Source organism: Desulfolithobacter sp., assembly GCF_054025815.1.
On record NZ_JBPMMS010000017.1, the window covers coordinates 25872 to 43723 of the forward strand.

A 17852-nucleotide genomic window follows, 5' to 3' on the forward strand; every position below is an offset into this window, starting at 1 on the left:
TCATTATTCACATTTACCATTCATTTTTTTTTCAAATATTCATGCGCTATTCAAAACTATTACTGCCGACCACCAAGGAAACGCCGGCCGAGGCCGAAGTGATAAGTCATCAGCTGCTGCTGCGGGCTGGTTTTATCCGCAAACTGACCTCAGGCCTCTACACGTACCTGCCTCTGGGACTCATGACCCTGCAGAAGGTCTCCCGGATCGTCCGGGAGGAGATGAACCGGGCCGGAGCCCAGGAGTTGCTCATGCCCATGGTTCAGCCCGGGGATCTGTGGCGGGAAACCGGCCGCTGGCAGAAATACGGGGCCGAGCTGCTTCGCTTCAAGGATCGTCACGATCGTGATTACTGTCTGGGACCGACCCATGAGGAGGTGATCACGGACCTTGCCCGGCGGGAGTTGCAGTCCTATCGGCAACTTCCGGTCAATCTGTACCAGATCCAGACCAAGTTTCGGGATGAGATCCGCCCCCGGTTCGGTCTCATGCGTGGCCGTGAATTCGTCATGAAAGATGCCTATTCCTTTGATGTCAGCGACGAGGCCGCCAACGAGTCCTACCAGAAGATGCATGATGCCTATCAGCGGATATTTGCCCGCTGTGGTCTGGAGTTCCGCGCCGTGGAGGCGGACACCGGCTCCATTGGCGGCAGCTTCTCGCACGAGTTCATGGTCCTGGCCGATACCGGTGAGGACACCCTGGTTATATGTAAAGCGTGCTCTTACGCTGCCAACGTGGAGAAAGCTTCCGTGGTTTTTCCCGACGATATTCCAGAGCACAGAGAGCTGTCCGCACTGACCATGGTTGAAACTCCAGGGATGAAAAAGGTGGACCGGTTGGCTGAGTTTCTCGGGGTAAGTCCGGCCGACATCATCAAGACCATGGTCTATCTGGCGGACGGCGAGCCTGTGGCTGTCCTTGTGCGTGGCGATCGTGAAGTCCAGGAGGTAAAACTCGGAAACATCCTTGGAACCACCGAGGTGGAGCTGGCCGATGACGATACGGTCTGGAAGCTGACCAGGCTGCCGGTGGGCTATATCGGTCCCCGGGAGATCCCGATCAGGACCGTAGCCGACCATGAGGTGATGCGCATGGTCAACGCGGTCACCGGCGCCAATGAAAAGGGGTATCACTTCACCGGGGTCAATCCGGGCCGGGATTTCACCCCCGACCTGGTGGGCGATCTGCGCCAGATTACCCCCGAGGATCCCTGTCCTTCCTGCGGTGGTCGGCTGCAGCTCACCCGCGGGATCGAGGTGGGCCATATTTTCAAGCTTGGCACCAGCTATTCCCAGGCCATGAACGCCACCTTCCAGGATCGGGAGGGTGGTGAAAAGCCCTTTGTCATGGGCTGTTATGGCATCGGCGTCAGCCGGGTGGTGGCGGCGGCCATCGAGCAGAACCATGACAAAAACGGAATGATCTTTCCCCTGCCCCTGGCCCCGTTCCAGGTGATACTTCTCAATCTGGGCTTGAACAACGAGGAGACCACCCGGGCTGCGGAGGGCCTCTATAAGGATCTCCTGGCCCGGGGTATCGAGGTCCTCTATGATGATCGGGACGAGCGCCCCGGCTCCAAGTTCAAGGATGCGGACCTGATCGGCATCCCCTACCGGATCACTGTGGGCAAGACCTATGAGAAGGAGGGCCGGGTGGAACTGAGACTCCGCCGGGACGGAAAAACCACTATCATCGACTATGACGGGGCCGCCGACCATGTTGCTTCCCTCATCGAGGACGAACTGAACCGACTCCGGTAACCGGGCGGGCTGTTGCCCGGGCCGTGGAGGAGGGATATGCCGGAACACCGGGGGGCCGTTATCTTCAACAGAACACCACGATACGCTGTCCATGTCTGATATTCAGGGTCTTATCGCCATAGCATCGAGCTACCTGCACGATGTGGATCTGGAACCGCTCACCCGGGCGTACGAGTTTGTCTGTGAGCGGCACAGAGATCACACCCACGTTTCTGGTGAGCCGTACATTCAGCATCTGCTGGAGGTGGCCACTACCCTGGCAACAATGAAACTGGACTTGGATACCATTGTCGCCGGTCTGCTTCACGGGGTGCTCAAGGAAGAGGTGGCTACCTTCAAGGAGCTGGAAAAAAGCTTTGGTCGTGATGTGGCCAATATCGTTGACGGCACCACCCGGATAACCAACGTCCACTACAGTTCACGGCTTGCCCACCAGGCTGAAAATATCCGCAAGCTCTTCCTGGCCATGGGGGCCGATATCCGGGTTCTGCTGGTCAAGCTGGCCGATCGGCTTCAGGATATGATCACCCTGGGTTCGGCCGATCCTGAACGCCGCCGACAGGTGGCCCGGGAAACCATGGATCTCTACGCGCCCCTGGCCAGCCGACTGGGTATCGACTGGATGAAACGGGAGCTGGAGGACCTGTCTTTTCAGTATCTCTTTCCTGCCGAGTACGCCGATCTGACCCGGCGGCTGGAGAGTACCCTGTCCCAGCGTCAGGAGTATGTGGAAGAGGTTATCCATACCCTGTACAAGAAACTGCACAAAAACAATATCCGGCCCATTCGCATAATCGGGCGCCCCAAGCATCTCTATTCCATCTACAAGAAGCTTGTGGCCCAGAATATCCCCCTGGACAAGGTGTACGACAAGGTGGCTTTCCGGATTATCGTCAAGTCGGTCAAGGAATGTTACGAGGCCCTGGGTACGGTACACGCTGACTGGTCGCCGGTGCACGGGAGGATCAAGGATTTTATTTCCGCTCCCAAGTCCAATAACTACCAGTCCCTGCACACTACGGTCATTGGTCCCCGGGATCATTTCATCGAGATACAGATTCGTACCGAAGAGATGGACCGGATCGCTCAGGAGGGTATCGCCGCCCACTGGGCTTACAAGGAAGGTCAGAATATCAGCCAGTCCGATGCCCGACTGTTCAAGGATCTCAAAAAACTGGTCCAGGCCCTGCAAAAGGTCGAAGACCCCAGCGAGTTTCTCGAGTCGGTCCGCGGCGAACTCTATGATCCGGATATCTATGTCCTGACCCCCACCGGCGAGGTCCGGGAACTGCCCCGCGGCTCGACCCCGATCGATTTTGCCTATTCCATCCACAGTGCGGTGGGTGACAAGTGCAGCGGAGCCAGGGTCAATGGCCAGATCGTACCCCTGAAACAAGAGCTGCAAAACGGCGATATCGTCGAGATCATTACCTCCAAGAACCAGCATCCCCGGCGGGCCTGGCTTCAGTATGTCAAAACCAGCCGTGCCCGGACCTGTATCCGTCATTACCTGAGGCGCGAGGAAAAGGAAAAGGCTCTGCGTCTGGGCCGGGAGATCTGCGAGCGGGAACTGCGCAAACATGATGTGGCCTTGAAAAAACTGATTAAGAGCGGCCATATCAAGATGCTTCTGAAAAAGCTGCGCTGCAATTCGCTTGATGACATGCTTGTCAAGGTGGGCTCCGGGGCAATCACCGTGGCTCACCTGACCGAGGTTCTGGAACCGCCTGAAACCAGGAAGGAAAAAGAACAGCGTGTCCGGCAGGAACTGCTGGAAAAGAACAAAAAGGCGGAATCAGGCAAGGGGGCGGCCGCTGATGGCGAGATTGTTGATATCGATGGTCTCGACGACATGCTTGTCCGGGTGAGTCAGTGCTGTAAACCGGTCCCCGGCGACGAGATTGTCGGTTTTATCACCACCGGTCGGGGTATCTCGATCCACAAGGCGGATTGTGCCAATCTGAGAACCACCGATCCCCGGCGCTGGATCGCGGTGCGGTGGTCGGGAAGTCCGAAAGTTACCCATCGGTCTGCCCTCCTTATCCGGGCTGAAAACCAGAAAGATCTCCTTGTCGAAATTTCTTCCACTATCAACGCCTATGATGCCGAGATCGTTGAGTTCAGCTCGCGGATCACAGCGGAGAATCTGGTGGAAATGGAAGTGGTGGTCCAGGTCCGCGACCTTAACCATCTCCAGACCCTGCAACAGCATCTGCAGCAGATGCCGGTGGTTATCGAGGTCCGGCGCCGGTAAGACGGACAGGATTAATATCTTATGGGACCTTCCCTTGTCTGCGAAGTATGCGGCAATGAGCTTGATGGTTACGGGTCGCGTTGTCCCTACTGCGGGGCAGCCTGCACTCCGCTTCTCCCTGGATCTCAGTCTCCTGTTCACCGCATCGTCAACCTGGAACGCGGCAGGCCTCCCGTCAGAGAAGCCCTGGTGCGGATGGAGCGGGAACTTGAGGCAGCAAGGTTGCAGGGAATCCGGGTTCTGACCCTGATCCACGGATACGGTTCCAGCGGTCAGGGAGGAGTCATCCGCGAGGAGGTCCGTCAGCGGCTCCGGTATCTCAAGATTCGCGGGGCCATCAACGATGTTCTGGAAGGGGAGGAGTTCAGCCGGCGGACCGGGTCCGGCAGCCAACTTGTTCGCCGGTTTCCCTCCCTCAGCCGCCATCGTGATCTCGGGCGGTCCAATCCAGGCATTACCCTGGTGGTTCTCTGATTACCGGCCCGGCAGTGTGGTCGGGCCGCTTTCCGCTTTTCTTTTTTTGAAAATAGGATACAGTACTGGCTTACAGGTGATGGCCCCGTTGGCACGGCAGGGGTCATTTTTTATAGTTTGATTACCACCGAAACTCGGTATCGGTGCGGTAAAAGATAACATCGCTTTGTCCTTGCGAAACGATTTGTCAGGGAAGACAGGAAGGGGCCAGTTACCGGTCTCCGTGAGAAGTGGTATGTTATCTCCTGGCGCAGCCATTTTCTGAATTCTGATGGTAATCAGATTTATTTTTGTATAGCCAGAGGAGCGGTACAGATGAAATACATAGTGTATGGCCTTGTTGTCCTTCTGTTGACAGTCGGAGTGGCTGTGGCTGGAGAGAAAAAGGTTGAACTCAAGAGCGACAGTGAGAAGTTAAGTTATTCCATGGGATTGGAGTTGGGGTCCTATTTCAAGAGCCTGGGTGAAGACCTGCAGCTGGAGTTTGTCAAAAAGGGACTTGAGGATGCCTTCAATGGTAACAAACCCCTGCTGACTGCCGAAGAAATCGCTGCCATTCAGGATCAGTTTGCAGCCAGGCAGCGGGAAAAGCAGGTGAAGCTTGTCATGGAAATGGCGAAGAAAAATCGGGCCGCAGCCGAAAAATTTCTAGCGGAAAACAAAAAGAAAGAAGGCGTTCAAACCACCAGCTCCGGGCTGCAGTACAAGGTGATTGAAAAAGGCACCGGTCCCAGGCCCAAACCCACTGATACAGTCAAGGTCCATTACCGTGGCAGGCTGCTCAACGGCTCCGAATTCGACAGCTCCTACAAGCGCAACGAGCCCATGGTCTTTCAGCTCAACCAGGTCATCCCCGGATGGCAGGAAGCCTTGGGGCTGATGAATGTGGGATCCACCTATGAGGTCTATCTGCCACCTGATCTGGCCTATGGTGACCAGGGTGCCCCTCCGGTGATTGAGCCTGGTTCGCTGCTGATCTTCCAGGTGGAGCTCATGGGAATCGAAAATCCGGCTACCGACAAAAAATAACGGCTGAGGGCTGTAGCGTGGGTACCAAAGGCAAAAAGAGCAAAAAAAAATGCTGCGGCAAGTTTATCAAGAAAGGTAAGCACTGCAAGCACTGCCCTGTTTTTCTGAACAAGAAGAACAAGAAGAAGAAAAAGAAAAACAAGGATACGAAGAAAAAGAAGAAAAAATAATCAGCTTTCCGCCGGGTCGGCATGACGGCCGGGAAAGTGGATAAGAAAAGGCGTTCTCTTCGGGGGCGCCTTTTTTGTTTGGTGTCAGCCCGTTTTCTGCTGCCTGGGCGCCACCTTCAGGCACTCCAGCGGGGTGGCCTGGCCGAGTTCTCGATCCACGGCCCGGATATGACCTATGTCCTGCCAGTGGCGCCCCAGCAGCCCGGCGCCGAAACTGTCCAGGGCCACGGGATCATATCCCCCGGCCAGCAGGTTGGGGGGCGGCTCGCAGTGGCGGCCCCAGAGATGAGCCTCGCACATACCGACGGTGGCGTCGAGGATGGTGAAATCCGGGGTCCGGTATCGGTTCAGATCGGCAATGGCCCCCTGGATATCCTCATGGAAGGCGGCTTTTTTCCAGGAACCACCCTGACAGTAGTGGTCGGGCGGAGCCAGGCCCATCATGTTCTTCATGGTCAGGGTCACACCGGCCAGGCTATGGGCTTTGAGTACCGGAACCGAGATCAGATAACTCTCAAGGGCAATGGCCGGCAGGTATATTTCAGGCCAGCGGCGGCAGTCGGGATTGGTGAGGCGGATGGGCTTTTCCCTGTTGAGATCGAGCAGGGGGATGTTTTTCTCGCTGGCCAGTCGTGTGTAGCCAAGTTCACTGAAACAGTGGAAGGTATCGTAGCGGAGCGAACCGGTTCCTTCACCGATGATGATATCCCTCCCTGTTACCTGGCGCAGAAAATCGATCAGGGTGGATACCAGGCCGACCGGGGTGGTGACCGGTGGAGGTATGGCTTCGACCAGGTTGGGCTTGATCAGAATACAGGGCGGATCGGTTTCAGCCAGATGTTCGTCCAGGCCGGTCTGCTCAAGGAGTAGGGACAGGCTTTTGTCCCAGTCGGAAAATTCGGTGGTCCAGACTCGGCCTCTTTTGTTTTTTTTTCGTTCCATGTCATGACGAGGCAATGGCCCTGAGGCCGTCCAGGAGAACGAACCTGCCCAGAGGGGTGACCGAGCAGGGAAAACTGGCGACAAAAAGGGGGTTGTTACAGAGCCCGCCCGAGAGGTAGAGGTGAGCGGGGGATCCGGCAAAGCGGTATCCGTTCAGGGCGATACCACGGACAAAGCGGGCCACGGCTTCGGTCTCGGACGAACCCGAGACCACGGCATCGAAGATATGGCTCATGCCAAGCACGCCGCAGGTGATGGAAAAACCCTTCTCCGGCACCGGTACGGTGGCGTAGTCGATATCATAATAGCTGGCCAGCAGCTCGATTGTAAAGCCCATGGATGCACCACATTCGGCGTTCCAGCCCATGTCGGTTACCGAACCGTCCTCGTAGCGGACAAATTTGATGTCACGGCTGCCGCAGTCCAGGAGAACATAGTCCTTTTCCCTGATCAGGGTTTCTCCGCCCCGGGCCAGGGCGGTCAGCTCGTTGACGTGGCGCCGGCTCCGGCGGCGGGCATTATGGCCGGTGGCCAGGTCGGCGAGAAAATTCCGGTCCAGGTCCCGGGTTGCCAGGATGGTCGGCGGTTTCCCGGACTCGGTATCGAGAATCTTGCAGTATGAGGTGCCAAAATCAGCCAGTAGCATGTCGTTCACCTGCTCCCTGCCGGTTTGACACCGGAAAGTTCCAGAAAGGCCTCGATCTTGGCCCGCACCGAACTGGAGGCCGTTACGTCGCAGTCCAGGTACAGGGCCCGGGGATGGTGGTCAGCCAGGTGATGGGCCAGAGCGTTTTTGGCACAGAACGACTGGGCAAAGAACACGGTGGGTACCTCGGGGTTGGTATGATGTTCCATCTCCAGGTCGGCCGGGGTCTTGTTTTCCATGCACCGGGTCCAGCCATAGACATGCGTGGTGTCGGGAAAGAGTTCGAGGATGGAGAAATCCCGTGGCGGCACCCCCCAGAAACCGGCCGTAGGAGTGCAGGCCGGGATATCATCATGGGGCAGGGGCGACTGGACACTGCGGGTGATGGCCAGGAACTTGTCCACCAGTTTCATTCGGGCCCGGCAGACAGGAGTGCCAAAGCCGGTGGTGTCGATGTTGCGGGTCTGGATTACCGGACAGTCAAGAATATCATCAAGAATGGTGGCCACGTGCAGGGCGCAGTCACATTTCCCCGGGCCCACGTCGATGTAGACCACGTCGAGTTTCAGGTGAATGGCATTGAGCACCACGGTGCGCAGGATGGCGCAGTAAACCCTGGGCAGGTAGCGCGATGTCAGGTCCAGGGAGACTCGCACCTGTGGTTCGTCCAGATCAAAGATCTTGAAGCGCTCTTTGTGGAGATTGTGAATAACAGAAAGTGGTGGTACTCCGACGATTCCCGCCCGTTTCTCCTTCATTACGCATCCTCCCGCAAAAGCAGAACAATGCCGGCAGTACCTACCACGACATGGATTACCGTGGCTGCCAGTACCGGATTCACGTAAGCGGCCCTGGCCAGGGACTGGAGGATGCCCCAGGTTCCCCAGCAGGCAAAGGCCAGGCCGCAGGATACCGGAATGGCCAGGGACAGGTCCCGGCCCCATTTCCGGTAGACCATGAGCAGCAGCGGCAATCCCAGGAGGAGAAGGGGCAACCCGAGCAGGGTGTAGGAAATGCGGCCATAAAATTCGGCCCAGGCCCGGGCTTTTTCCTCGGGCGATATCTTCTGTTTCGCTTCCCGGTACAGTCCGGTGAGGGAAAGTTCCAGATTGCGATCCTCCGGAACAAAGAAATCCGCTGGTTTCTCGGGGAACTCGAAGCGCTGGCTGGTGAAAAGACGGCTCTGGTAGCTGCCGTCATCTTTCAGGGTCTGAATCTGGCCATTGAAAAGAGTCCAGGTCTTGTCCCGCCACAGGGCCCGCTCCGCGGCGATCAGCCTGGTAAGCTGATAGGAGTCGTTCCAGGAAGAGTAGGAGAAGTCCAGGAATTCGTTGGCCTTCAGGTCGGGTCTCCCAAAGGAATAGAATCCCTCCATGCCCCGGTGGTAGTAGCGGCCGTTACGGTAGATGCCGGTGGCCACCCGGTCGCGGACCTCCTTGTTCCAGATGGCGTTTGTGGTGGCGACGGTGAGCGGCAGGATGAATTGCGACATGGCCAGAAAGAGGAGAGTACAGGCCAGGCCGCCGGCAATAATGGGAGCTGTGATTTTTTTCAGCGGAATACCGCTGGCCTTGAGGGCTATCAGCTCGTTGGAGTGATTGAGGATGCCAAGGGTCACCACTCCGGCCAGGAGAATGCAGACCGGCCCGAGCTGTTCGATGATAAAGGGAATGTTGAGGAGGAAGAACCGGACCGCCAGGAGCAAGGGTTTGCCCTTTTCCATGAAGTTGTCGATCTTTTCGAAAAAATCGATCAGGATATAGATGGCAATAAAGCTGGCCGTGATGGTTACCAGGTTTCTGGCGAACTGTGCCAGTATGTACCGGTCAAGGAGTTTCACTGAATCTGTGTGTACAGGGGAACTGTTCCGGGCTGGAAAGCTGGGTGGTTTTTGTTGTCTGGTTTGTGCGCATGTAGTATCAATTCAATCGGTCTGCGTCAAGTAGAACCGGTCCGCAAAACGGCTTCAGAATAACTGATTAACGCTCAAATCATGGATGATCAGGCCCTTGTTACATGTGTGGATGTGACGGCCGAGGCGCCGAGCCTGCAGGATAATACCGCTGATATCGACCGTCTGCGCCGGAGCCTGGTGCTGCCGCCCTCCTGCCGGGAGCGGCCGCTGCTCGTGCCCTATGGTCGCTGCGCCGCGGTGGCGGCCGGGTTCAGGCAGAGCGGGTTCAGGGGTACCGCGGCGGTCAATGTCCTGCCCCACGGGGTGGAGCTGGTGGATTTTCTCCCGTCACGGCCACAGGTTCTGCCTGGTATGGCCCTGGACTTGGGGACCACCCACCTGGAGGCCACCCTCATCGACCTGCTGACCGGTGAGCGGCTTGGTCACGGTCATGCGGAAAACCGGCAGATCCGGTACGGGGCCGACATTCTCAGCCGGATTCATTATGCCACCTCGTCCGCGCCCGACGGCAGGAACGGGCTTGGGGAGCTGCAGGAGGCCGTGATCCGCTCCATCACCTCCCTGGCCGCGGATCTGGCCCGCAAGGCCGGGCTTGGGACCAGTGACATCCGGGCCCTGTCGGTATCCGGCAATACCACCATGATTCATCTGCTGCTGAGGCTCAGTCCCTATCATATCTGCCGCGAGCCTTATATACCGCTTATCAATGCTCCGGACCCGCTTTTTGCCGAAGATCTTGGCCTCGGGCTGGCTCCCCGGGCCCCGGTCTGGATCCTGCCCAGCATCGGTTCCTATTTCGGTGGTGACCTGATTTCCGGTATTCTGGCCTCCGGCCTTGACCAGGCGGACCGGGTCTGCATGCTTATCGATGTGGGTACCAATGCCGAGGTGGTTCTTGGCAACCGGGAGTGGCTCATCGCCTGTGCCGGGGCCGCGGGTCCGGCCCTGGAGGGCGGAGTGGCGAAAATGGGTATGCGGGCCGGTCCGGGAGCGGTGGAGCATGTCCATATCGATACCGACATCTGGGAACTCAGCTATCGGACCATTGACAATGCTCCGCCACTGGGCATCTGTGGCTCCGGCATGATCGACCTGGTAGCCGAGCTCTATCTGGCCCGGGTCATTGACCTGCGCGGAAAATTCCGCCGGGGCGGTCCGTCGGATCCTGCCGGATTTCACGGTTTTGTCGAAAAACACCTGACGACCATGAAAGGGGAGACCTGCTTTGTCATTGCCCCGGCGGTCGAGTCGGGTACAGGTGAGCCGGTGGTTCTGAGCCAGGTGGATCTGGATGCGATGATGCGCTCCAAAGCGGCCATGTATGCCATTCTGACCACCCTGACAGGCCAGGTGGGGGTACGGTTCGGGGATCTGGAGCGGATTTACGTGGCAGGAGCCTTTGGTAAGCACATCAACCCCCGTCAGGCCATTGTCCTGGGTATGCTGCCTGATCTTCCGCTGGAGACCTACCAGGGGATCGGTAACAGTTCTCTTAAGGGGGCTGAGTTGGTTCTGCTTCAGGAGAGCGCGCGGCAGCGGAGCCTCGAGATCGGTCAGAAGATCACCTATATCGAACTCAATGTGAACCAGGATTTCATGATATGTTTTTCCGGCTCCCGGTTTATTCCCCATACAGATCCATCACTTTTTCCGTCAGTCCCGGTATTTAACTGCGAGTGAGATGTCAAGGGGTCCCGGCTTGCTTTTTTGGGAAGGGGTATGGTATAGTCGCCTGAATCATTGCCTGCCTGTGTCCGTGTCCGATTTCCCAGGCAACTGGATAAAATGTCAGCCATGAAGAATTCATCCGCTTTTGATGCCGGTAGCCACAACAGAGTACGGGGGGTGATCCCGGCCGGCACTGCTGTTATCTCCGGCTGATAGACACCAAGTGCCATTGCAGACCGCATGTGCGGTTGCAGTGGTTTTTTTTTGCAGGTACACATTTGCAGCAGAAACGACTTGAAAAGATAGCCGATACCATTACCCGCAGCGCCAGCCGTAACTCGGCCCGGGATCGGTTGAGCGGCCTGTGGGAACTGTTTGACCGGGACGACGAGGTGCTGATTGTCATCAGCGCCGATCCCGATGCCCTGGCCAGTGCCATGGCCATGAAACGGCTGCTGAGCTACCGCGTCGGTTCGGTGACTATCGGCTATCCCAATGAAATACGGCGGCTGAACAACCTGACCATGGTGGAGAGGCTCAAGATCCCCATTGAGCGACTTCATACCCTGCCGGTCAAGGACTATTCCAAGCGCATCCTGATCGATTCCCAGCCCACCCATCAGCCCTGTTTTGAAAAACTGGAGTTTGATGCGGTCATCGACCATCATCCGGTCACCGAAGGCTGGGACGCGAAATTTATCGATATCCGGCCCGAATACGGCGCGGTTTCGACCATGATGGTGGAGTACCTGCGCGCGGCCGGAATCAAACCTTCGGTGGCCCTGGCCACGGCACTGTTTTACGGGATCAAGGTCGATACCCAGAACTTCGAAAAGAGTTCGCTTCTGGCCGACGGCATTGCCTTTCGTTATGTTTTCAAGTTTGCCAACCGCAACCTGGTGCGCAAGTTCGAGCTCACAGAGTTGCGCCGTTCGGAGCTCAAGTATTTCAAGATCGCCCTGAACGAGCTCAAGGTCTCAAAGGGGAGGGCCTACATCCATCTCGGCCGGGTGGGTACCCCGGATATTCAAGTGATCATAGCCGATTTTTTCAACCGGGTCGACAAGATCGACTGGGTGCTGGTCTCGGGTATCCACGGCGAGAAACTGATCGTCATTTTCCGCTGCGACGGGTACCGCAAGAATGCCGGTAAGCTCGCCCAGAAGACCTTTGGCGAGTTCGGCTCGGCCGGCGGCCACAAGGAGGCGGCCCGGGCCGAGGTGCCGCTCAAAAATCTGCCCCTGCGCGAGAACCACGAGTTTTCCACCCATACTCTCATGCGCCTGGCCACCCGCCACATGCGCTGATCACCCGGCGGACTTTATCTCTGTCGCGGCCTGCCGGTCCCGCCCGGTGCCGGGTAGCGGACCTTCCACCATCAGTATCTGCGCGTCTCTTTTCTTCCAGAGATACACGGGTGCCGTGCTGAGCGCCCGGAGACAACAGGGGCTTTATCTTCGTGTTGGCGCCGGAGTTTTTCGGTTAAATATGTTGCAGCGTCAGGTGGTTATACAATAGAATAACAGGTACCAATCCTGTTTCTTCAGCACAGAAAGGTGCGCGCATGTATAAACCCTCCACTCTGGCAATGATTCTGGCGGGCGGTCGGGTTGATGAACTGGGTGTGCTTACCCATTATCGACCCAAGTCAGCGGTTCCCTTTGGCGGTTTTGCCCGGGTGATCGATTTCCCGCTCTCCAACCTGATGTGCTCCGGGATCGAACTGGTGGCCATTCTCAGCCAGTACCGATCCTATTCCCTGATCAACCATATCGGTACCGGCGCGGCCTGGGACATGATCGGCCGCTACCGCGGGATTTCCATCCTGCCGCCGTTCAAGGATTATGAAAACCCGCACTGGTACCGGGGCTCCGCCGATGCGGTCTACCAGAATCTGGACTTTGTCCGCTATCATAATCCCTCTGAGATCCTCGTTCTCTCCGGTGATCACATCTATCAGATGGATTACCGAAACATGATCCGTTACCATTACAGCAAGGGTGCCGACCTGACCGCGGCCTTCATCAAGCTCCCCATCGAGTCGGCCCACCGGTTCGGGGTGGCGGAGATCGAAGGCCGGGATGAAGTGGGCGGCCGGCTGCTCTCCTACGAGGAAAAACCTGCCAGACCCAGGAGCGGCTGGGCCTCGCTCACCGTACTCTGTTTCCGGCCAGAAGTGATGTACGAGGTGCTTGAGGAAAATCAGAAAGGAACCTCCTATGAGTTCGGCCGCGATATCATCCCCATGATGATGCGGGAGAAGTACAAGGTGTACGGCTACAAGTTCCGCGGCTACTGGGGGTATACCCGGACCATTGATGAGTACTGGCAGACCTCCATGGACCTGCTCGGGTCGGAGCCGAAGATTGACATGGAGAAGTGGGGATTGCGAAGCAATCTTGAACATCGCGGTATCCGCGATTGCCAGCCGCTCAAGGTGGGGGTCCGGGGGGTGCTGGATAACTCCATGGTATATAACGGCTGCGTCATCGAGGGACGGGTGGTCAACTCCATTCTCTTCCCAGGGGTCCGGGTGGAGGATGGTGCCGAGGTGCGTGACAGCGTGCTCTTTTTCAACAACACGGTACGCTCGGGCGCCAGGCTCGGCCGGGTGGTCAGTGATGTGAATACCGTGTTTGGCCGCGACGTCCGGGTGGGCAGCCTGGATGAATATGCCGGTAACGGGGAGATCACCGTGATCGGATGGAATAATCAGGTGCCCGATACCATGGTCATTGGCCGGGGCTGTACTGTCTATCCCCGGCTGGATCCGGTAAAATGGCCGTCAAACCGGCGGGTAGAGCATAAGGAGGTGCTGCAGTGAGAGATGTTCCCGACGCTCTGGTACTCCTGCTTGCCGGTGGAATCGGTAGCCGGCTCAACATCCTGGTCGGTCACCGGGCCAAGCCGGCGGTGCCGTTTGGCGGTCTGTACCGGATAATTGATTTCAGCCTTTCCAATGTGATGAATTCCGGCCTGACCCGGGTAGGGGTCCTGACCCAGTACAAGCCCCTTTCCCTGATGCGGCATATCGGCACCGGTGAGGCCTGGGATTTTATCGGCCGGACCCGCGGGGTTAAAATCCTCCCGCCGCGCACCGGCGAGCGTGATTCTGACTGGTACAAGGGCACGGCCGATGCCATCCGTCAGAACATTGATTTTATTCGTGCCAATCCATCTCAACAGGTCCTGATTCTGTCCGGGGATCATATATACCAGATGGATTTCGCTGCCATGCAGGTCTATCACCAGGTCAAAAAGGCCGATGTGACCATCGGCATGATGGTGGTGCCCAAAAGCGATATACATCAGTTCGGAGCAGGTATCGTTGATCAGAAGAACCGAATTATCGACTGGGAGGAAAAACCCAGAGAGCCCAAGACCAATCTTGCTTCCATGGGTATCTATATCTTTGATACCGAGTATCTGCTCCGTGTGCTTGAGCGTGACCGGAAGGAAATAGATTTCGGTATGCACATCATCCCCCGCGCCATTGAGGAGGACCGGGTGTTTGCCTATCCTTTTTATGGCTACTGGCGCGATGTGGGAACCATCCAGGCCTACTGGGAGGCCAATATGGACATAATCAGGTCCGATTCCGACATAACACCTGAAGCCTGGGGGATCCGCTCAAACGTCGAGGCCGACGGACTGCCCATGGACCGGGCTCCTGCCCGTTTTCTGAGCGGCTGTCGGGCGGAGTCCTCCATGGTCTGCGCTGGCAGTGTTATCGAGGGCACGGTGATTAACTCCATAATCTCGCCCGGTGTCCGAGTGGAAAAGGGGGCTGTGATCCGCGATTCGGTAATCTTCCAGGATTCGGTTATCGAACGAAACGCAGTGGTGGACCTGTGTATCTGTGACAAGAGGGTTCGTATCGGAGCCGGAGCCCGGGTGGGTGATGGGGACAACAAGGGATGTCCCAATGTTGACTACCCTACCCATCTCTATACCGGGATTACCCTGGTGGGCAAGAAGGCCCTGGTCCCGGAAAACGTCCGGGTGGGGCGAAACTGCATCATAAGGCCCGACTCGGGTGAGCAGCAATGGCAGGGTATCTCACGGCTGGCCGACGGAGAGACCCTGGGTGAGGGAGCAGGGGAAAAATAACCACTTGCTTTCCACGGTGATTTGGGTAATATCTCTGGCCGGAAAACAGATCTCTTTCAATTTCTTTCACATCTCTTGCGCCCCCGTAGCTCAGTAGGATAGAGCACAGGATTCCTAATCCTGGTGCCGCAGGTTCGAATCCTGCCGGGGGCACCACGAAAAAACAGGCCGATGGCCCGCTGGTAGCGGGTTTTCGGCCTTTTCTTTTTGCGTTGATTGTTGTCGGAAATTGACATAATATGACATTCAAGCTGCCTGGAAATCGAGCACCCCGCAGGGCGGCGGGGTGAATGTTCCTCAGGCGTTTTTTTGTAAAAAACTCACGAAAAATAAGACCGGTACGTATAAGACAGCACAGATCCGTCACGGGTTCAGGTTAAACATCCTGTGCCGGATGGTGAGAACTGGATTCCCTTTATGTCAACGCAGGTCAGATACATAACTCCTGCTTTTCCGGTGCAAGGCTGTCTTGTCTGTGCGGACGCGTGGTAACTTCCAATTTCAGGAGAGCTCATGGCGGTCATACGCAGGCTTGTTCTTGACGTGTTAAAGCCCCACCAACCCAATGCCCTGGAGTTCGCTCTTGCCCTGGCTGAACAGGGAACCGATTACCGGGTTCGACTCACTGTCACAGAAATGGATGAAAAAACCGAGAGCACTGTGCTGGTCATCACAGGTCAGGACATAGAGTTTGAGGCCATTCTGGCAGCTATCAAACAGATGGGTGCTTCGGTCCACAGCATCGATGAAGTGGAGGTCTGCGGTACCGGTCCTGCTTCCGGTTAGAAGTCAGTGGTGGCATGAACAGAAAAGGATCCCGTCACCTGCTGCTCCACCTCTATCGTGCGCGGGGCATTGCCAGGCGGTATTTCATCACCAATGGATTTGATGGCGCACTGACCATGCTGGGAATGCTGACCGGATTTTACAGCAGTGATACGGTGCCCGTTTCAGTCGCCATAAGCGGTTGTCTGGGGGCTGCCATTGCCCTGTTTGTGAGCGGTGTTTCCAGTGCCTACCTCAGCGAATCGGCGGAACGAAAAAAAGAGCTGAAAGAGCTGGAGCTGGCCGTATTAACGGATTTGGATGAGAGCGATTACGGTCTGGCCAGCCGCTACGTTCCGGTGATGGTAGCCCTGGTCAACGGCCTGTCGCCGCTGCTTATCTCTCTGATCATTATCTCGCCCCTGTGGTTTGCCCGCCTGGGATTTTCCTTATACTTCCCCCCTCTTGTCACAGCCATTATTATCGCGCTGGCAGTTATCTTTCTGCTCGGAGTTTTTCTCGGTCAGGTGAGCCGGACGTTTTGGCTCTGGTCCGGTCTGCGTTCACTGGCAGTTGCCCTGCTGACCCTGATGATTATTCTGTTTTTTAACTCCGGCCAGTGACGGCCCGGGTTTCCTTGTCCCCGCGTTGGCATCAGGAAAGGCGCGTCCTGGTCGCCTCAGATCTCAACGTAAGCTCACAGGAACCCCGCCTTCGTAGTATTTGTTTCGCTTCGCGCTCGTCATGTGTGCTTCGTCATCACCGTCTAAGCGGTCGTTCCTGTCCGCCCGGGTAAGCTGCAGCAGTCAGACACACCTGCGCAAGTCTGCTGTGCCATAGAACACTTGCATCGTTGTGTCCGCATAAAACGATGACTGGTCGTTTTGTGAGAATGGTACGTCTGCACAGGTTGAGCGCCGTTTTTTCCCTGCATCTCTGGTTGAAACATTTATGTTATATGATATGATATAGTATAATCTGATTTGGATTAATATGGTATGATATAGTTTGAAACGGGATGGTTTTATGAGCGTGGTACTCTTCGGTGGAGAAAAAGGAGGCACAGGCAAGACAACCATGGCAACCAATATGGCTGCCATGTTGGCCCTGCAGGGTAGGGATGTGCTCTTACTGGATACAGATCGTCAGGGAACAGCCTCTTTCTGGGCTACTGTTCGCGAGGATACAGAGGTTGAGCCCAGGATAGCCTGTGTGCAGAAATTCGGCAAAGGCCTGGCAGCGCAGATCCGTGACCTTGCCCGGCGCTACGATGAGATCATTATCGATGCCGGGGGACGCGATTCCATGGAACTGCGTTATTCCCTTGGTGTCTGTGACCGAGCATATATACCTGTGCAGCCGTTTCAGTTTGATATTTGGACCATCAGGCAAATGGACGAGCTGGTGCAAATGGCCCGGAGTCTGAATGAAAACCTGCAGGCCTTTGTCGTTTTGAACAGGGTGTCCACCAACCCTGCAGTCCATGAGGACCAGGAGGTCAGGGATTTTTTCAGGAAAGAAGATTTTCAGTACCTGTCCCTTGCCGGAGCAATCGTCCGTGACCGCATAGCTTTTCGCAAGTCTGCCCGGGACGGTTTATCTGTTGTTGAGTGGAAACAGGACAAAAAAGCGGCTCGAGAAATGAACCAGTTGTTTGAAGAGGTGTATGGTGGCTGATAAAAAGAAAACCCCGCTCCGTTCAACCCCGGCAAGGAAAAAAGATCTCGATCTTGATGCATTTGCTGCGGGTGCCGACTCGTTGGAAAAGGCAACCGGTACAGTTTTTCCCTGGAATGAGGATCATGTCCGGGAGGATGTAAAAAAGAATATACCTCTCAGGATCCCGGAACCTCTCTATATGAAATTGAAATATATTGCCGACCATACTCCCTACAGCATGAACTCCTTTATCCTGGAACGGCTGACGCAGGAAATTGAAGATGAAATTGTCAAGTTGACCCGCTGAACCAGTACAGCTTGCCCCCATGGAGAGTTTCTGGGGCACTTTGAAAACAGAGCTCGTATTTCATCGACAGTACTCAACCCGGCAGGAAGCTATACGAGATATACCGAATACATAGAGATCTTTTACAACCGACAAAGGCGACAGAAAAAA

General features: G+C 56.3%; 16 protein-coding genes, 1 tRNA gene and 1 pseudogene. 14 read left to right on the top strand and 4 right to left on the bottom strand.

Translation table 11 applies throughout. The features are described 5' to 3' along the window. Window positions 1-41 precede the first annotated feature (41 nt). The 4 genes from ACXJJY_RS04900 to bamJ all read left to right on the top strand — a co-directional run bounded on the left by ACXJJY_RS04900 (window position 42) and on the right by bamJ (window position 5520). Window positions 42-1763, top strand: a complete 1722-nt coding sequence (locus ACXJJY_RS04900) for a proline--tRNA ligase (RefSeq protein WP_456385594.1) — start codon at window positions 42-44, stop codon at window positions 1761-1763. Between the two features lie 91 nt (window positions 1764-1854). Continuing rightward, window positions 1855-4017: a RelA/SpoT family protein gene (locus ACXJJY_RS04905; protein ID WP_456385596.1), complete on the top strand. Its 2163-nt coding sequence runs from the start codon at window positions 1855-1857 to the stop codon at window positions 4015-4017. 21 nt (window positions 4018-4038) lie between these two features. Next, window positions 4039-4491: a Smr/MutS family protein gene (locus tag ACXJJY_RS04910; protein WP_456385598.1), complete on the top strand. Its 453-nt coding sequence runs from the start codon at window positions 4039-4041 to the stop codon at window positions 4489-4491. 315 nt (window positions 4492-4806) lie between these two features. Continuing rightward, the gene (gene bamJ, locus ACXJJY_RS04915; RefSeq protein ID WP_456385600.1) at window positions 4807-5520 is read left to right on the top strand and encodes a BamJ family beta-barrel-assembly machinery protein; all 714 of its coding nucleotides are present in this window, start codon (window positions 4807-4809) and stop codon (window positions 5518-5520) included. Between the two features lie 254 nt (window positions 5521-5774). Here the strand turns inward: bamJ and ACXJJY_RS04920 are convergent, their stop codons facing one another. Genes ACXJJY_RS04920 through ACXJJY_RS04935 form a run of 4 tightly spaced genes read right to left on the bottom strand, consistent with a single transcriptional unit; the run spans window position 5775 to window position 9118 of the window. Beyond that, window positions 5775-6632, bottom strand: coding sequence for a DUF362 domain-containing protein (locus tag ACXJJY_RS04920; RefSeq protein ID WP_456385602.1), 858 nt, complete (start codon window positions 6630-6632; stop codon window positions 5775-5777). Window position 6633: 1 nt separating this feature from the next. Beyond that, window positions 6634-7278, bottom strand: coding sequence for an ATPase (locus ACXJJY_RS04925; protein WP_456385632.1), 645 nt, complete (start codon window positions 7276-7278; stop codon window positions 6634-6636). Window positions 7279-7283: 5 nt separating this feature from the next. After that, window positions 7284-8036: a hypothetical protein gene (locus ACXJJY_RS04930; protein WP_456385604.1), complete on the bottom strand. Its 753-nt coding sequence runs from the start codon at window positions 8034-8036 to the stop codon at window positions 7284-7286. Then, window positions 8036-9118: an LptF/LptG family permease gene (locus tag ACXJJY_RS04935; RefSeq protein ID WP_456385606.1), complete on the bottom strand. Its 1083-nt coding sequence runs from the start codon at window positions 9116-9118 to the stop codon at window positions 8036-8038. The genes ACXJJY_RS04930 and ACXJJY_RS04935 overlap by 1 nt, the downstream gene beginning before the upstream one ends. A 153-nt stretch (window positions 9119-9271) precedes the next feature. Between ACXJJY_RS04935 and ACXJJY_RS04940 the strand changes: the two genes are divergently transcribed. The 10 genes and pseudogenes from ACXJJY_RS04940 to ACXJJY_RS04985 all read left to right on the top strand — a co-directional run. Then, window positions 9272-10873, top strand: coding sequence for an ASKHA domain-containing protein (locus tag ACXJJY_RS04940; protein ID WP_456385608.1), 1602 nt, complete (start codon window positions 9272-9274; stop codon window positions 10871-10873). A 266-nt stretch (window positions 10874-11139) separates the two neighbouring features. After that, entirely contained in the window at window positions 11140-12168 is a 1029-nt protein-coding gene (locus ACXJJY_RS04945) for a DHH family phosphoesterase (RefSeq protein ID WP_456385610.1), read from the top strand. Window positions 12169-12425: 257 nt separating this feature from the next. After that, window positions 12426-13685, top strand: a complete 1260-nt coding sequence (locus ACXJJY_RS04950; protein WP_456385612.1) for a glucose-1-phosphate adenylyltransferase family protein — start codon at window positions 12426-12428, stop codon at window positions 13683-13685. Beyond that, window positions 13682-14971 (top strand): glucose-1-phosphate adenylyltransferase family protein, encoded by a 1290-nt coding sequence (locus tag ACXJJY_RS04955; RefSeq protein WP_456385614.1) that lies wholly within the window; start codon window positions 13682-13684, stop codon window positions 14969-14971. The genes ACXJJY_RS04950 and ACXJJY_RS04955 overlap by 4 nt, the downstream gene beginning before the upstream one ends. Window positions 14972-15050: 79 nt before the next feature. Then, window positions 15051-15127, top strand: a tRNA-Arg gene (locus ACXJJY_RS04960). A 357-nt stretch (window positions 15128-15484) separates the two neighbouring features. Continuing rightward, window positions 15485-15757: a DUF211 domain-containing protein gene (locus ACXJJY_RS04965; protein ID WP_456385616.1), complete on the top strand. Its 273-nt coding sequence runs from the start codon at window positions 15485-15487 to the stop codon at window positions 15755-15757. Window positions 15758-15771: 14 nt separating this feature from the next. Further along, window positions 15772-16359, top strand: coding sequence for a VIT1/CCC1 transporter family protein (locus ACXJJY_RS04970; protein WP_456385618.1), 588 nt, complete (start codon window positions 15772-15774; stop codon window positions 16357-16359). A gap of 403 nt (window positions 16360-16762) precedes the next feature. Continuing rightward, window positions 16763-17413, top strand: coding sequence for a nucleotide-binding protein (locus ACXJJY_RS04975; protein ID WP_456385620.1), 651 nt, complete (start codon window positions 16763-16765; stop codon window positions 17411-17413). Then, window positions 17403-17702 (top strand): hypothetical protein, encoded by a 300-nt coding sequence (locus ACXJJY_RS04980; protein ID WP_456385622.1) that lies wholly within the window; start codon window positions 17403-17405, stop codon window positions 17700-17702. Before ACXJJY_RS04975 ends, ACXJJY_RS04980 begins: the two co-directional genes overlap by 11 nt. Before the next feature lie 13 nt (window positions 17703-17715). Beyond that, window positions 17716-17852: pseudogene (locus tag ACXJJY_RS04985) on the top strand (IS3 family transposase); the annotation flags it as partial.

What these genes read in the sequence shown, in the direction of transcription:
- ACXJJY_RS04900 (WP_456385594.1), top strand. Translation starts at nt 42, where the DNA reads ATGCGCTATTCAAAACTATTACTGCCGACCACCAAGGAAACGCCGGCC.
- ACXJJY_RS04905 (WP_456385596.1), top strand. Translation starts at nt 1,855, where the DNA reads ATGTCTGATATTCAGGGTCTTATCGCCATAGCATCGAGCTACCTGCAC.
- ACXJJY_RS04910 (WP_456385598.1), top strand. Translation starts at nt 4,039, where the DNA reads ATGGGACCTTCCCTTGTCTGCGAAGTATGCGGCAATGAGCTTGATGGT.
- bamJ (WP_456385600.1), top strand. Translation starts at nt 4,807, where the DNA reads ATGAAATACATAGTGTATGGCCTTGTTGTCCTTCTGTTGACAGTCGGA.
- ACXJJY_RS04920 (WP_456385602.1), bottom strand. Translation starts at nt 6,632, where the DNA reads ATGGAACGAAAAAAAAACAAAAGAGGCCGAGTCTGGACCACCGAATTT.
- ACXJJY_RS04925 (WP_456385632.1), bottom strand. Translation starts at nt 7,278, where the DNA reads ATGCTACTGGCTGATTTTGGCACCTCATACTGCAAGATTCTCGATACC.
- ACXJJY_RS04930 (WP_456385604.1), bottom strand. Translation starts at nt 8,036, where the DNA reads ATGAAGGAGAAACGGGCGGGAATCGTCGGAGTACCACCACTTTCTGTT.
- ACXJJY_RS04940 (WP_456385608.1), top strand. Translation starts at nt 9,272, where the DNA reads ATGGATGATCAGGCCCTTGTTACATGTGTGGATGTGACGGCCGAGGCG.
- ACXJJY_RS04950 (WP_456385612.1), top strand. Translation starts at nt 12,426, where the DNA reads ATGTATAAACCCTCCACTCTGGCAATGATTCTGGCGGGCGGTCGGGTT.
- ACXJJY_RS04965 (WP_456385616.1), top strand. Translation starts at nt 15,485, where the DNA reads ATGGCGGTCATACGCAGGCTTGTTCTTGACGTGTTAAAGCCCCACCAA.
- ACXJJY_RS04970 (WP_456385618.1), top strand. Translation starts at nt 15,772, where the DNA reads ATGAACAGAAAAGGATCCCGTCACCTGCTGCTCCACCTCTATCGTGCG.
- ACXJJY_RS04975 (WP_456385620.1), top strand. Translation starts at nt 16,763, where the DNA reads ATGAGCGTGGTACTCTTCGGTGGAGAAAAAGGAGGCACAGGCAAGACA.
- ACXJJY_RS04980 (WP_456385622.1), top strand. Translation starts at nt 17,403, where the DNA reads ATGGTGGCTGATAAAAAGAAAACCCCGCTCCGTTCAACCCCGGCAAGG.